Source organism: Variovorax flavidus, from assembly GCF_030317145.1.
Taxonomy (GTDB): Bacteria; Pseudomonadota; Gammaproteobacteria; order Burkholderiales; family Burkholderiaceae_C; genus Variovorax; species Variovorax flavidus.
The window spans coordinates 42340-56844 of sequence record NZ_JASZYE010000003.1; the positions used below are offsets into that span (position 1 = coordinate 42340).

At 65.7% G+C, this 14505-nt stretch carries 15 protein-coding genes; 3 read left to right on the forward strand and 12 right to left on the reverse strand.

Going from position 1 to position 14505, the window contains the following annotated elements:
- Nucleotides 1-65: 65 nt before the first annotated feature.
- Entirely contained in the window at nt 66-1046 is a 981-nt protein-coding gene (locus QTH90_RS15485; RefSeq protein ID WP_286665457.1) for a quinone oxidoreductase family protein, read from the reverse strand.
- Between the two features lie 127 nt (nt 1047-1173).
- Here QTH90_RS15485 and QTH90_RS15490 point away from each other — a divergent pair, with 127 nt between their 5' ends.
- Nucleotides 1174-2073, forward strand: coding sequence for a DMT family transporter (locus QTH90_RS15490; protein ID WP_286665458.1), 900 nt, complete (start codon nt 1174-1176; stop codon nt 2071-2073).
- Between the two features lie 4 nt (nt 2074-2077).
- Here QTH90_RS15490 and QTH90_RS15495 read toward each other — a convergent pair whose 3' ends face one another.
- From QTH90_RS15495 to QTH90_RS15515, 5 genes are read right to left on the reverse strand one after another with little or no spacing between them, the layout of a single operon-like run.
- A complete protein-coding gene (locus QTH90_RS15495) occupies nt 2078-2569 on the reverse strand; it encodes a GNAT family N-acetyltransferase (protein WP_286665459.1) in 492 nt (163 codons plus the stop codon).
- A gap of 12 nt (nt 2570-2581) precedes the next feature.
- Nucleotides 2582-3382, reverse strand: a complete 801-nt coding sequence (locus QTH90_RS15500; RefSeq protein WP_286665460.1) for an SDR family oxidoreductase — start codon at nt 3380-3382, stop codon at nt 2582-2584.
- Between the two features lie 16 nt (nt 3383-3398).
- Nucleotides 3399-4319 carry a DMT family transporter gene (locus QTH90_RS15505; RefSeq protein WP_286665461.1) on the reverse strand — a complete coding sequence of 307 codons (921 nt, stop codon included), beginning with the start codon at nt 4317-4319 and terminating at the stop codon, nt 3399-3401.
- An 8-nt stretch (nt 4320-4327) separates the two neighbouring features.
- On the reverse strand, nt 4328-5941 hold the full coding sequence (locus tag QTH90_RS15510) for a gamma-glutamyltransferase family protein (RefSeq protein ID WP_286665462.1): 1614 nt from the start codon (nt 5939-5941) through the stop codon (nt 4328-4330).
- Between the two features lie 2 nt (nt 5942-5943).
- Nucleotides 5944-6915 (reverse strand): Bug family tripartite tricarboxylate transporter substrate binding protein, encoded by a 972-nt coding sequence (locus tag QTH90_RS15515; protein WP_286665463.1) that lies wholly within the window; start codon nt 6913-6915, stop codon nt 5944-5946.
- 95 nt (nt 6916-7010) lie between these two features.
- Here QTH90_RS15515 and QTH90_RS15520 point away from each other — a divergent pair, with 95 nt between their 5' ends.
- Nucleotides 7011-7937, forward strand: coding sequence for a LysR family transcriptional regulator (locus QTH90_RS15520; RefSeq protein ID WP_286665464.1), 927 nt, complete (start codon nt 7011-7013; stop codon nt 7935-7937).
- A 54-nt stretch (nt 7938-7991) separates the two neighbouring features.
- Here the strand turns inward: QTH90_RS15520 and QTH90_RS15525 are convergent, their stop codons facing one another.
- The 5 genes from QTH90_RS15525 to QTH90_RS15545 form a co-directional block, all read right to left on the reverse strand.
- Nucleotides 7992-9509: a tripartite tricarboxylate transporter permease gene (locus QTH90_RS15525; protein ID WP_286665465.1), complete on the reverse strand. Its 1518-nt coding sequence runs from the start codon at nt 9507-9509 to the stop codon at nt 7992-7994.
- 10 nt (nt 9510-9519) lie between these two features.
- Nucleotides 9520-10008 (reverse strand): tripartite tricarboxylate transporter TctB family protein, encoded by a 489-nt coding sequence (locus QTH90_RS15530; protein WP_286665466.1) that lies wholly within the window; start codon nt 10006-10008, stop codon nt 9520-9522.
- A 120-nt stretch (nt 10009-10128) separates the two neighbouring features.
- The gene (gene tfpB, locus QTH90_RS15535; RefSeq protein WP_286665467.1) at nt 10129-11916 is read right to left on the reverse strand and encodes a type IV pilus assembly ATPase TfpB; all 1788 of its coding nucleotides are present in this window, start codon (nt 11914-11916) and stop codon (nt 10129-10131) included.
- Nucleotides 11917-11924: 8 nt separating this feature from the next.
- On the reverse strand, nt 11925-12668 hold the full coding sequence (locus QTH90_RS15540) for a class I SAM-dependent methyltransferase (protein WP_286665468.1): 744 nt from the start codon (nt 12666-12668) through the stop codon (nt 11925-11927).
- The gene (locus QTH90_RS15545; RefSeq protein WP_286665469.1) at nt 12665-13198 is read right to left on the reverse strand and encodes a DNA-deoxyinosine glycosylase; all 534 of its coding nucleotides are present in this window, start codon (nt 13196-13198) and stop codon (nt 12665-12667) included. The genes QTH90_RS15540 and QTH90_RS15545 overlap by 4 nt, the downstream gene beginning before the upstream one ends.
- Before the next feature lie 47 nt (nt 13199-13245).
- Between QTH90_RS15545 and QTH90_RS15550 the strand changes: the two genes are divergently transcribed.
- Entirely contained in the window at nt 13246-14073 is an 828-nt protein-coding gene (locus tag QTH90_RS15550; RefSeq protein ID WP_286665470.1) for a mechanosensitive ion channel family protein, read from the forward strand.
- 48 nt (nt 14074-14121) lie between these two features.
- Here the strand turns inward: QTH90_RS15550 and QTH90_RS15555 are convergent, their stop codons facing one another.
- The gene (locus tag QTH90_RS15555) at nt 14122-14466 is read right to left on the reverse strand and encodes a hypothetical protein (RefSeq protein ID WP_286665471.1); all 345 of its coding nucleotides are present in this window, start codon (nt 14464-14466) and stop codon (nt 14122-14124) included.
- Between the last annotated feature and the right edge of the window lie 39 nt (nt 14467-14505).

Genomic DNA, 14505 nt, shown 5'->3' on the forward strand with positions numbered 1-14505 from the left:
AATACCGGCGGACCGGCGGAGCCGGATCCGCGGTATTCCTGGCATGGGGCACGGCAGGCGCGGGGCTACAAGGTCAGGATGGTGCAACCGGTGGTCTTGCGCGCTTCGAGGTCTCGGTGCGCCTGCTGCACGTCGGCCAGTGCATAGCGCTGGTCGATCGGGATCTTCACCGCGCCGCTCTCCACGACCGCGAACAGGTCGTCCGCCATCGCCTGTGTGCTCTCGCGGGTCGAAATGTGCGAGAACAAGGTGGGCCGGGTCACGTAGTACGAGCCCTTGGCCAAGGTGCCGAGGTTGAAGGCGGCCACCGGTCCCGAACCATTGCCGAAGACAGCGAGCAGGCCGAAGGGCCGCAGGCTCGCCAGCGAGCCCTCGAAGGTGTCCTTGCCCACCGAGTCGTAGGCCACCTTCACGCCCTTTCCGCCGGTGATTTCCTTGACGCGTTCGGCGAAGTTCTCGGTGCTGTAGTTGATGGCGTGGGCCGCGCCATGGTCCAGCGCGATCTTGCACTTGGCATCGGTCCCCGCGGTGCCGATGAGTTGCAGCCCCAACGCCTTGGCCCATTGGCATGCGATCAGCCCCACACCACCCGCCGCGGCATGGAACAGGATGAAATCACCGGGCTGCAGGCCTTCGGCCGGCAAGGTCTTCTTCAGCAGGTACTGCGCGGTAAGGCCCTTGAGCATCATGGCGGCGCCGGTCTCGAACGAGATCGCATCCGGCAGCTTGCAGACGCACTTGGCGGGCATCACGCGCAGCTCGCTGTATGCACCGGGGGGCTGGCTCGCATAGGCCGCGCGGTCGCCGACCTTCAGGTGCGAGACACCCTCGCCCACCGCCTCGATGACGCCGGAGGCTTCCATGCCCAGCTGCAGTGGCATGGGAAAAGGGTACAGGCCACTGCGCTGGTAGGTATCGATGAAGTTGAGACCCACGGCCTTGTGGCGGATGCGGATCTCGCCCGGCCCCGGATCGCCGACTTCGACGTCGACGATCTTCAGTTCCTCGGGACCGCCGTGGCGGTCGATGCGGACGGCTTTGCTCATGAATCGTGGCTCCTTGTGTTGAATATGCGACTCGGCTGGATCGAATCGAGGCGCCTATGCTGCCACGGACTTGAATTCATGGCCCGCTCCCCGGAATGCGGCTTGCGGCCCGGTAAAGTCCAGCCCCATGCAGCAGCGACTTACTCCGGGCACCGCCCTTCTTCTCACGGTGCCTCCTCTGCTGTGGGCCGGCAATGCGGTCGTCGGCCGGGTGGTGCGCGATCTCGTCTCGCCCATGTCGCTGAACTTCATCCGATGGCTGCTGGCCTTCATGGTGCTGCTTCCCTTCGCGATGTCCGTGCTGCGCCGCGAGAGTCCGTTGTGGATGCACTGGAAGCGATTCGCCGTGCTCGGGCTTCTGGGCATCGGCTGCTACAACGCGTTCCAGTACCTGGCGCTGCAGACCTCGACGCCGATCAACGTCACGCTGGTCGGCTCCAGCATGCCGCTGTGGATGCTGGCGACCGGGGCCTTGTTCTTCGGCGCGAAGATCACCGGGCGCGCGTTGCTCGGCGCGGCGCTCTCGATGATCGGCGTGCTGCTGGTGCTCAGCCGCGGCCAATGGGCGCAGCTGCTCGCGATGCGGCTGGTGGCCGGCGATCTCTACATGATGCTCGCCACGATCTCGTGGGCGTTCTACAGCTGGATGCTGTCGCGCACCCATGAGCCTTCCGAGGTGCGGCGCGACTGGGCGTCGCTGCTGATGGCGCAGATGGTGTTCGGGCTGGCGTGGTCCGGCGTGTTCGCCGCCGGCGAATGGGCGCTGACCGACGCGCACGTCGACTGGGGTTGGCCACTGGCCGCGGCGCTCGTCTTCATCACGCTCGGCCCGGCGCTGCTGGCCTATCGATGCTGGGGCGCTGGCGTTCAGCGGGCGGGCCCGCAGACCGCCGGATTCTTCACCAACCTCACGCCGCTATTTGCCGCATTGCTGTCGGCGGCGTTCCTCGGTGACATGCCGCAGTGGTATCACGGGGCGGCGTTCGTGTTGATCGTGGGCGGGATCTGGGTGTCCTCGCGCCCATAGCGCGTCAGCCCGGCAGTGCCACGGCCTGCAAGGACACCAGCTTTTCGCTGGCGCCGACACGCTGGGCGCCGATCTCCCGGAAGCCGAAGCGTTCGTGAAAACGCCGCGAAGCCTCGTTGGGTGGATCGACGTCGAATTCGCAGGTCACCTGCACAGCCCCGTTGCGCGCCGCGAACGCGAACAGATCCTGGTAGAGCAACTCCCCGATGCCCCGGTTCCGGCATTCAGCGGAGACCACGACGCGGTCGATGTAGACGAAGCGCTCGCAGTTCGCCGCGAACCAGCGGTAGTTGGGGCTGTCGTAGGCCGCCCCTTCCGCGAAGGCAAGCAGGAATGCGGCGACCGCTCCGTCGCATTCCACGACGCGGTGGTACGCAGCTTCGGCATGCAGGTGCTCCAGGCGGTCCCGCGTGAGCGGGGCCAGGAAATGCACCCATGCCTCGTTGAGTTCGAGAATGCGGGGAAAGTCCGCTGGTGTCGCGTCCCGAATCACCATCGGCGCATCACCTCAGTAGGTCCCAGGATAGGCCCCGCCGTCGGCCAGCACGTTCTGACCCGTCATGTACCCCGCCTGCACGCTGCACAGGAACGCGCAGATCGCGCCGAACTCCGCCGACGTGCCGAAGCGGCCCGCAGGAATGCTCTTTTCGCGTGCGGCCCGGACGGTGTTGACGTCCTGGCCCGACTTCTTGGCGGCGCCGGCCATCGTGCCCTTGAGGCGGTCGGTATCGAAGGAGCCGGGCAGCAGGTTGTTGATCGTGACGCCCTTGCCGGCAATCTCCGAGCGGGCCACGCCTGCGACGAAGCCGGTCAAGCCGCTGCGTGCGCCGTTGCTCAGCCCCAGGATGCCGATCGGCGCCTTCACCGAGCTGGACGTGATGTTGACGATGCGGCCGAATCCGCGTGCGGCCATGCCATCGACCGTGGCCTTGATCAGCTCGATCGGCGTGAGCATGTTCGCATCGACCGCCTTGATCCACGCCTCACGGTCCCATTCGCGGAAGTCGCCAGGGGGCGGTCCGCCGGCGTTGGTCACCACGATGTCGAAATCCTTGTGCAGCGCGAAGGCTGCAGCGCGACCCTCGGGGGTCGTGATGTCGGCCGCCACGTGCTTCACGAAAGGCTTGGCGCCGCTCACACCGGCCGCCTCGGCCTGCAGGGTCTTCGCCGCGGCTTCCAGCGCCTCGGCGCCGCGCGCGACGATCACCACGTTCACGCCCTCGCGCACCAGCGCTTCCGCGCAGCCGTAACCCAGGCCCTTGCTCGCGCCGCACACCAGCGCGGTCTTGCCTGCAATTCCAAAATCCATGTTCTTTCCTTCGGGCTCAGCGCCCCATGCGTGTGAATACGAAGATGCCGGCGATCACCAGCGCCGTCCCGGCCGCAATCCAAGCGGTGAAGGGTTCGCCAAGGATCACCACACCCATCAGGATGGTCGAGATCGGCCCGACCATACCCGTTTGTGCCGCCATCGCGGGCCCGATGCGTTCGATCGCCATCATGACGGCAAGGACGGGAACCGCGGTGCACAGCGTGGCGTTGAGGATCGACAGCCAGATCACCTGCGGCGCCACGTCGAAGGCCGCGCTCATCGGCCGCAAAAGCATGAACTGCACGATGCACAGCAAGCAGGCCACGCTGGTCGCCAGCCCGACGAGCCGCAACGATCCCAGTCGCTTGACGAACTCGCCGCTCGCGACGAGATAGATGGCATAGCTCACAGCGCTCAGGAACACCAGCAGTGCGCCCCAGGCCGCGGAAGCACTCTGGCCCAGTTGCACTTCATGGCCGAACACGAGCAGCACGCCCGCGTAGCTGATGGTCATGCCAGCGAACTGCCAGCGGGTGATGCGCCGGCGATAGACGATCCAGCCGAACAGCAGCACCAGCGTGGGGTTGAGGTACAGGATCAGCCGCTCCAGGCTGGCCGTGATGTAGGCCAGGCCCGCGAAATCGAGAAAGCTCGACAGGTAGTAGCCCGAAAACCCCAGGCCCAAGACGCCGATCCAGTCCCGCCGCGTGAGCGCCGGCTTGCCGCGCCCGGCCCACCAGGCCATCAGCGCGAACAGCGGCAACGCAAACAGCATGCGCAGCATGATGAGCGTGACCGCGTCCACGCCGTGGCGGTAGGCCAGCTTGACGATGATCGCCTTGCCGCTGAATGCGATAGCGCCCAGCGTGGCAAGAACGAGACCCGGCGCGAGACTCTTGTGAGCTTGTTGCTCCGACGTCGCCTGCAGTGGCATCGAGCGAATCAGAACCCGGCCGCGAGGCCGTCGCGGCGCGCGTCGCTCGCGGCCACATAGCCTTCGACCGCCGGATCGCCCGCGCGCCAGATGAACTGGCCCGCACCGAAGTCCTGGTAGGAGTCGTTGATGACGTCGACCTTGTGGCCGAGCGAGCTCAGGCCCTCGACCGTCTTCGGATCCATGGCCGCCTCGACGTTGATCTCCAGGCCCGAGTTGAAGCGCCAGCGCGGTGCGTCGCACGCGGCCTGCGGGTTCTGCTTGTAGTCGAGCATGCGCACCAGCGTCTGCATGTGGCCCTGCGGTTGCATGTTGCCGCCCATCACGCCGAAGCTCATCACCGGGGCACCGTCCTTCGTGAGGAACGCCGGGATGATGGTGTGGAAGGGGCGCTTGCCGGGCGCCACCACGTTCGGGCTCTTGGCGTCGAGGCTGAAGCCGTGGCCGCGGTTCTGCAGGCTGATGCCGAAGTCAGGCTCCACGCAACCCGAGCCGAAGCCCATGTAGTTGCTCTGGATGAAGCTCACCATCATTCCGCTCTCGTCGGCCGCGGTGAGGTAGATGGTGCCGCCCTTGACCGGGTTGCCCGCCTTGAAGTCCTGCGCCTTGTTCACATCGATGAGTTTGGCACGCGATGCGAGGTACGCGCTATCGAGCATCTGCAGGGGCGTCACCTCCATCGACGATGGGTCGGACACATAGCGATAGGTATCGGCGAAGGCGAGCTTCATGGCCTCGATCTGCAGATGCTGCGAGGCGACCGAGTCGACCGGAATGGAGCCGATGTCGAAGTGCTCGAGGATGCCCAGCGCGATCAGCGCGGCAATGCCCTGCCCGTTCGGCGGGATCTCGTGCAGCGTATGGCCCCGGTAGTTCTGGGCGATCGGCTCCACCCACTCGGGCTTCCAGCTGGCGAGGTCGCGTACCTTGAGGCTGCCGCCATTCGCGCTGGAGAACTTCTCGAGCGCCTCGGCGATCTCGCCGCTGTAGAACGCATCACCCTTGGTCGCCGCGATGGCCTTCAGCGCGCGCGCCGCGGCCTGGAAGCGGAAGAGTTCGCCGACTTCGGGCGCACGCCCCCACGGCAGGAAGCCCTGCGCAAAGCCCGGCTGCGATTGCAGGATCGGCGTGGCAGCGGCCCACTTCTGCTGCACCACCGGGGGCATCAGGTAGCCGCGTTCTGCGATCTCGATGGCCGGGGCCATGAGGTCCGCGAAGGGCAGCTTGCCGAAGCGCTCGGACATCGCGACCCAGCTGCCGACGGCACCCGGCACGGTGACCGAATCGATGCCGCGCTGCGGCGGGGTCCGCGCGTCGGCGCCGTACTTGCGGCTGAAGTAGTCAGGCGTCCAGGCCTGTGGCGCAGCGCCGGAGCCATTCAGGCCGTGCAGCTTCTTGCCGTCCCACAGGATGCAGAAGGCATCGCTGCCCAGGCCATTGCTGACGGGCTCGAGGACCGTCATGGCAGCCGCCGTCGCGATCGCGGCATCGACGGCATTGCCGCCCTGGTACAGGATGCGCAGGCCCGCCTGCGCGGCCTGCGGATGCGATGTCGACACGACATTGCGCGCGAAGACCGGGATGCGAGTCGAGGTGTAGGGGTTTGCGTAGTCGAATTTCATGCTCAGTCCCCTGTGATTTTTCGTTCAGCGATGATCTTTTTCCACTTGGCAGCATCCTCGGCCACCATGCTCGCGAGTTGTGCCGGCGTGCTCTGGGTGGGCGAGATGCCCAGCCGCGCGAGCTTGTCGCGCACCTCGGGATCGGCCAGTGCCTGGTTGGCCGCCGTGTTGATGCGCGTGACCATCTCGGCCGCAAGGCCCTTGGGGCCATAGAGGCCGAACCAGGTGTTCGATTCGAAGCCCGGCAGGGTGTCGGCAATCGGCGGCAGTTCGGGCGCCAGCGGGCTGCGCTTGAGCGAGGTCACGCCCAATGCGCGCAACCGGCCGTCGCGCACATGCGGCATGCCGGTGGGCAGCGAGTCGAACAGCACGTCGACCTTGCCGCTGATCAGGTCGGGAATCGCGAGCGCCGTGCCCTTGTACGGGATGTGCGTGACGAAGATGCCGGCCTGCGACTTGAAGAGTTCCGCCGTCAGCTGGACGATCGTGCCGTTGCCGCTCGACGCGTAGTTGAGCTTGCCGGGGTTCTTCCTTGCGTAGTCGATCCATTCGCGCACCGTCTTGGCCGGCGAGCTGTTGGGCACCAGCATGATGCTGGGTGCGTCGCCGACGTGGGCGATCGGCGTGAAGTCGTGGACCGTGTCGTAGGGCAGCTTGGGATTGATCCAGGGGCCGATCGAATGCGTGCTCGTGGTCGCCAGCAGCAGCGTGTAGCCGTCGGGCGCAGCCTTGGCCGCCATGTCGGAACCGATCGCGCCGCCGGCGCCGGGCTTGTTGTCGATGACCAGCGTCGTGCCGAGCTTCTCGCCCATCTTCTGAGACAGCGTGCGCGCAAACAGGTCCGTGGCGCCACCGGCCGGGAAAGGAACGATGAGGCGGATCGGCTTGGTTGGATAGCCTTGCGCCAGGCTGGCGGACGTCGCGGCCAGGCAAAGGGTGGCGGCGATGGCCTGTAGGAACTGGATTCGTTTCATTTGCTGGATTTTGTCCCCATGGAGAAGCTCGAATGCTATGCAGGGGCTGAGTATCAAGCCAGATAATTTAGCTTATCGAACTATGAGCGATTCTTATGCCAAAGTCCGGCACTGAAGAGATCTCCCTGCAGCAGCTCCGGGCCCTCGCGGCCGTTGCCGAATCGGGCAGTTTCACGCTGGCGGCGGAGAGCCTGCAGCTCACGCAACCCGCGATCAGCCACCTGATCAAGCGCATGGAGCACGAACTCGGTCAGCCCCTGGTGGTGCGCGGCCGCCGCATCCGCATGACCAACGCGGGCGAGATGATGGTCGACACGGCCGTGCGCGCGCTTCGGCTGATCGATGAATCGGTCGACGCGTGCCGGTCGCAATCGCAGCTTCGGGAGGGACGCGTGGTGCTGGCGGTGGGCCACCTCACGGCGGGCGCGCTGCTGCCGCCATTGCTGAGCCGCTTCTCGCAACAGCATCCCTCGCTGGCGACCGCGCTGCTCGACAGCACGGCGGAACAGATGATCTCGCGGATCCTCTCGCAAGAGGCCGACCTGGGCTTCGGGTCGGACATCGGGCAGAAGCATTCCGAGTTGGCGACAGAGCCGTTGTTCACCGAGCGCATGAGCCTTTTCGTGCGCGACGACCATCCGCTGGCGCAGCGGGTGGTGATCGATGCAAAGCACCTGGACGCGCTGCCCTTCATCCACGTGAACCCGGACGCCAACATCTGGCGCTCCGTCAGCCGGCAGTTGTCGAGCGTGGCCAACGTGTACCCGCGCGTGGTGCATCACGTGTCGATGCTGTCGACGGCCTTCGGGCTCATCCAGTCGGGTGCGGGCGTCTCGCTGCTGCCACGCTACGTGGAGGTGCTGATGCCCGGCAACCTGCGGGCGGTGGCGGTGACGCGCCCCACGCTCGAATACCCGGTCGTCGCCGTAAGGCTGGCGAAGCATCCGCTCAACCCTGCCGCCAGGGCATTCCTGGCCATGGCCCGGCAGCACATGAAGCCAACCCGCATCTCCAGGCCCTGAATGAAAAACGGCACCCGAAGGTGCCGTTGAGAGAGCGAGGGGTGCGCCTGGCGATCAGGCCTCTTCCTCGTGGAAGGCTTCCTCGCGCTTGGACTTCACGGCCGGCAGCAGCACGATGATCAACAGCAGCAGCGCAGCAGCCAGCAGGCCTGCCGAGATCGGACGGGTGACGAACACGATCCAGTCGCCGCGCGACAGCAGCAGCGCACGGCGCAGGTTCTCTTCCATCATCGGCCCCAGGATGAAGCCCAGCAGCAGCGGCGCAGGTTCGCATCCCAGCTTGAAGAAGCTGTAGCCGATGAAACCGAAGATCGCCACCATCCAGATGTCGAAGGTGTTGTTGTTGGTCGAGTACACCCCGATCGCGCAGAACAGCACGATGGCCGGGAACAGGAACTTGTAGGGCACCGACAGCAGCTTGATCCACATGCCGATCAGCGGCAGGTTCAGGATGATGAGCATCGCATTGCCGATCCACATCGAGGCGATCAGGCCCCAGAAGAGTTCGGGGTTGCTGGTCATCACCTGCGGGCCGGGCTGGATGTTGTGGATGGTCATCGCACCCACCATCAGCGCCATCACCGCGTTGGGCGGAATGCCCAGCGTCAGCAGCGGGATGAAGGAGGTCTGCGCGCCGGCGTTGTTGGCCGACTCGGGTGCTGCGACGCCGCGGATGTTGCCCTTGCCGAAGGGCACTTCGCCCGGATGCAGCTTGGTCTTCTTCTCGATGGTGTAGGCCGCGAAGGCCGCCAGCAGCGCACCGCCGCCGGGCAGGATGCCGAGCGCCGCGCCGAGGGAGGTACCGCGCAGCACCGCAGGCAGCATGCGCTTGAAGTCTTCCTTGGTCGGGAACAGGCCGGACACCTTGGCGGTGAACACTTCCCGCTCGTGCTCGGGGCGCGACAGGTTGGCGATGATTTCGCCGTAGCCGAACACACCCATGGCGATGGTCACGAAGCCGATGCCGTCGGTGAGTTCAGGGATGTCGAAGCTGAAGCGCGCGACGCCCGAGTTCACGTCGGTGCCGACCAGACCCATCAGCAGGCCCAGCACGATCATCGCGATGGCCTTGAGCAGCGAGCCCGAAGCCAGCACCACGGCGCCGATCAGGCCCAGGATCATCAGCGAGAAGTATTCGGCCGGACCGAACTTGAAGGCCAGTTCGGTCAGCGGCGGTGCGAAGGCCGCCAGGATCAGCGTGCCGACGCAACCTGCGAAGAACGAACCCAGGCCGGCAGCTGCCAGCGCCGGGCCGGCCCGCCCCTTCCGGGCCATCTGGTAGCCGTCGATGACGGTCACCACGGACGACGATTCACCGGGCAGGTTGACCAGGATGGCGGTGGTGGAACCGCCGTACTGCGCGCCGTAGTAGATGCCGGCCAGCATGATCAGCGCCGACACGGGGGGCAGCGCGTAGGTGGCGGGCAGCAGCATCGCGATGGTCGCGACGGGGCCGATGCCCGGCAGCACGCCGATCAGCGTGCCCAGAATACAACCGACCAGGCAGTACAGCAGGTTGGTGAAGGTGAAGGCGACGCCAAAACCCAGCGAGAGATTGGTAATGAGATCCATGGTGTCGTCCTCAGCCCGTGATGAAGGTAGGCCAGACCTGGATCTGCAGCTTCAGTGCCCAGATGAAGGCGATGTAGCTGCCGACAGCCAGAACCGTGGCAAGAATCAGCACGTTGCGCAGGTTGAACTCACTGCCCGCCAGGCTGGAGATGATCACCAGCGCATAGATCGCGATGATCATGCCCATGGCCGGCACGCCGATGCTCGGCAGACCGCCGAGCAGCAGGCCGAAGGCAAGGTTGGCGCCGATGATGTAGACCACCTGCTTCCAGGCCCATTTGCCGATCGGCTCGCCGTCCTCGGTCTCGACCGTGAGGCCGGTGAACATGATGGCGAGGCCGATGATGGCCATCAGGATGCCGAGCATGAGCGGGAAGTATCCCGGCCCCATGCGGGCGCCGTTGCCGACGTTGTACGTCGTCGCGCCCCATGCGAATGCGACTCCGACGACGGTGAACATCACCCCCGAGAAGAAGTCTTTTTGACTCTTGATTTTCACGAACGTCTCCACGAAGAAATTTCGATCGGAGATTGTGTGGTCAGGCAGAAGTCAGGCGAATGTGGATTCCACTAACCGGCGGATCAGGGTATTCCCGGGACCTGGCAGCGCCAACCCCGGCTACTCCAGGGGGGGCGTTGCGCTCAAGACCTCTTCGATCGTGGTGACACCCTCTGCGACGCGGAGCGCGCCGGCCAAGCGCAGGGGCCGCATGCCGTCGGCGACGGCTTGCCGCCTGAGCGAGACCATGTTCGGCTCCTTGGTGACCTCGCCCTTGAACGCCTCGGTGATGCTGAGCAGTTCGTACAGGCCCATGCGGCCCATGTAGCCCGTCATGCGGCAGTCGACGCAGCCAACGGGCTTGTAGGCGCGCACCGAACCGTTGATCTGCCACGGCGAGACGAACTCGGCGAGCTTCTCCCGCGTCACCGACTCGTCGGGTTCCTTGCAATGCGCGCACAGCGTACGCACCAGACGCTGGGCGAGCACGCCGAGCATCACCGCGTTGATCAGGTATGACGGCACGCCCAGCTCCATCAGCCGCGTGATCGCGCTGGGGGCGTCGTTGGTGTGCAGCGTGCTGAAGACGAGGTGGCCCGTCAGTGCCGACTGCACCGCCATCTCGGCAGTCGCGAGGTCGCGGATTTCGCCGACCATGATGATGTCCGGGTCCTGGCGCATCAGCGCTCGCAGGCCCTCCGTGAATCCGAAGTCGAGTTGCGGCTGCACCTGCGTCTGATTGAACGAGGGTTCGATCATTTCGATCGGATCCTCGATCGTGCTCACGTTGACCTCTTCGGTCGCGACACGCTTGAGCGTCGAATACAGGGTGGTCGTCTTGCCCGAGCCCGTCGGGCCGGTCACCAGGATGATGCCGTGCGGCCGCGTCACGAGTTGCTCCCAGCGCCGCGCATCGTGCTGCGCGAAGCCGAGCGCGTCCAGGTCCTTCACCGCCGTGTCCGGATCGAAGATCCGCATCACCATCTTTTCGCCGAAGGCCGTCGGCAATGTCGACAGCCGCATTTCGACCTCGTCGCCGCGCATGTTGCGGGTCTTGATACGGCCATCGAGCGGCCGGCGCTTCTCGACCACGTCCATGCGGCCGAGCAGCTTGATGCGCGCGACCATCGCGTTCATCACGCCCATCGGCATCTGGTAGGCGGGATGCAGCACGCCGTCGATGCGGAACCGGATCACGCCCTGGTCGCGGCGCGGCTCGAGGTGGATGTCGCTGGCGCGCTGGTCGAAGGCGTACTGCCAGAGCCAGTCGACCACCTGCACGACGCTCTGGTCGTTGGCGTCGAGCTGCTTGTTGCTCTTGCCGAGCTCGACGAGCTGTTCGAAGCTGGCCCCGCCCGTGTTGCCGCCCGCTTTCTGCGCGGCCCGCACCGACTTGGCCAGCGCGAAGAACTCGGCCGTGTAGCGCTGGATGTCCGTGGGGTTCGCGACCACGCGACGCACCGACCGGCGCGACTGGCGCTCGACCTCGGCGATCCAGTCGGTGAGGAAGGGCTCGGCCGTCGCGACCACGACTTCGCTCGGCGTGACCTGCACCGGCAGCACCTTGTGGCGCTCGGCATAGGCCGCGCTCATGGTGTCGGCCACCTTGCCCACGTCGACCTTGAGCGGATCGATGCGCAGGTAGGTCAGCCCCGCGCGGCCGGCCAGCCACTGCGTGAGCATCTCGAGATCGAGAGGCTTGCCGTCGCTCTCGCGCGTCATCGCGACGTTCGCCAGCCGCACCAGCGGGGCCTGCCGGCTCTCGGCCTGGGCGCAGCGCGCCAGCGTGCGCTTGGCTTCCACCGGCGAGATCACCCCGTCCTTCGCCAGCCATTCGATCAGGTGGCGCAGGTCGAGCGGTCCCTCGTGGCGGGAAGCGGCAGATGCGGCGACGGAGACAGCGCTCATGGATGGAATCAGGTCTGAGGTTTGAACACTCGCAACCACTTGGGTGCAGGGAGGCCCCAGCGAGTCTGGATGGTTTGAGCGCGGTCGGCAAGCGCCGGGCGCTTGGGGCGGCTGGCGGTGCGCTGGCCGACCACCACGGTGTTGCCCTCGCGCGTCGGCTTGAAAGCCCAGACCGCTTCCTCGCCGAACGCGGCGGAGATCTTCTCCAGGCTGCGCTCGTAGCTGGACGACCGCCCGAACAGGTTGACCGTCATGCAGCCGTCGTCGGTCAGCAGTGCGCGGCAGTCTGCATAGAAATCCTCGCTGTCGAGTACGGGCGCGGCGGCCTCGTGGTCGTACAGGTCGACCTGCAGCGCATCGACCGTGCCCAGCCACTGCGCCTTGCGGATCTCCGCGGCCGCATCGGCCACCACCACCTGAAGCTTTCCGTCATCGGCCGGCAGCTTGAACCAGCCCCGGCATGCGGCGACCACCTGCGGATTGAGCTCGATCGCCGTCGTGCGCATGCGCAGCGTCTTGCGGCAGAACTTGGTGAGGCTCGCCGCGCCCAGCCCCAGCTGCATTGCGTGGCGCTTGGGGACGCTGGCGGCATCGACGAACAAGAGCCACGCCATCATGCGCTGCACATATTCGAGTTCGATCTCGAAGGGCGCATCGAGCTTCATCGAGCCCTGCACCCACTCGGTGCCCAGATGCAGATAGCGCACGTCTCCCCAATCGGAGAAGTTGACCTCGGGAAGGGAGACCTTCATGGAATGACCAGATACCTTTCAAACACCTCACGCCACGCCTGGACCTTGCGCTCGAAGCTCCACGACGCGTTGGCCGGGCTCGACGAAGGCAAGCGATGGACCGGCACACCCAGCGTGCGCGTGTGTCGCGCATGCCGGAAACTCTCGCCGCCGTTGTGGGCGATCGCCGCCAGCTTCGGCAGATGAAGGCTCGCGATGTCGTTGACCACCGCGTCGCGGATCGCGGAATCGAGACTGCCCTCCCGCTCGCAACTGGCGTACACGTCCCACACGCCCAGACCGCGGTCCAGCAACCACTTGCTACGCTTTTGATAGCTGCCTTCGCCCGCTGGAAGCGGGTTTCCGGGCCACAGGGCCTGCAATATTTTCCAGAAGTGGTTCTGCGGGTGCGCATAATACTGCTGCTGCGCGATCGACCGGGCTCCTGGAAAGCTGCCGAGTATCAACAAGGCGGTGTTGCCAGAAACGATTGGCGCAAGCCCCGTGAGCACAGCCTTCGCGTCGCCTGGGCGCAAAGCTGGCTTATCCATAACGCTTGCCGGTTCGCAGAAAAGCCGGCACCTGTGAGGAGAAGATCATGAATACGGAAGCGATCTGGATTTTCCTGACGACGCAAGGGGTGGATTTTGGCCTGAAAGTGATCGGCGCCCTGATCGCCTGGGGCATCGGCCGATGGCTCATCGGCCTCGCGCAGCGACTCGTGGGCAAGGCGCTCGAGCGCGGCAAGCGCATGGACCCGACGCTGAGCAACTACCTGGTATCAATCCTCGGCGTGGTGCTCAACATCGTCCTGATCCTCGCGATCCTGGACATGTTCGGCGTCAAGACGACTTCGTTCGCGGTGCTGCTGGCCGGCGCCGGGCTGGCGATCGGCACGGCCTGGGGCGGCCTGCTCACGCACTTCGCGGCGGGCGTGTTCCTCCAGGTGCTGCGGCCCTACAAGGTCGGCGACTACGTGACGGTGGGCGGAGGCGTCAACGGCACCGTCAAGGAGCTGGGCCTGTTCGGCACGACGCTGGTCACGCCGGACAACGTCATCGCCACGGTGGGCAACAACAAGGTGCTGTCGGAAACGATCCAGAACTTCAGCCACCTGCCATTCCGGCGGGTCGACACCACCGCGAAGGTGGCCAACGGCGTCGACGTGAACCAGGCCATCGAGTTGCTCAGGGCCGAGGTGAGCAAGATCCCCAACGTCTCGACCGAGCAGCCGCCCGACATCGAGATCCTGCAGTTCACGCCCGAAGGCCCCCTGCTCGCCGTACGGCCCTACACGCACACGGACCACTACTGGCAGGTGTACTTCGACACCCATCGCGCGGTCGTCAAGACCTTTGGCGCGGCGGGCTACCCGACACCAGAAACACCGCTCGTGCGCCGGGCGGTCGGACCGGCAACCGCATAGCAAAAAACCCGCCGAGGCGGGTTTTTCGTTTCGGCATGGAGCCGAAAGTCAGGGCTTCTCGCCCTTCTTGACGGCCTCGTTCTGGGCGGTGCCGGGGATCTTCTCGCCGATCTTGTCGCCGACCTTGCGCGTGCCCGCGGCGGCGTCGCTGGCCACGTTGTCGACGGCCTTGCCGGTCGCCTTGGCACCCTTCTCGGTGGCCTTCACGGCCTTCTTGGTGCCGCTCTTGGTCGCGTCCCAAGCCTTCTCGGTGCCGCTCTTGGTGGCATCCCACGCCTTTTCGCCGGCGTTTTCGGCCTTTTGGGTGGTGCTTTGCGCACCTGCCGATCCGCCAATGCAGGCGAAGGCCAGGGCCACTGCGGCCGACAGGATGCGAACGTTGGATGAGGTCATTGGAAAGCTCCTTGTATGAGTTGGAGTGACTGGCTCGCC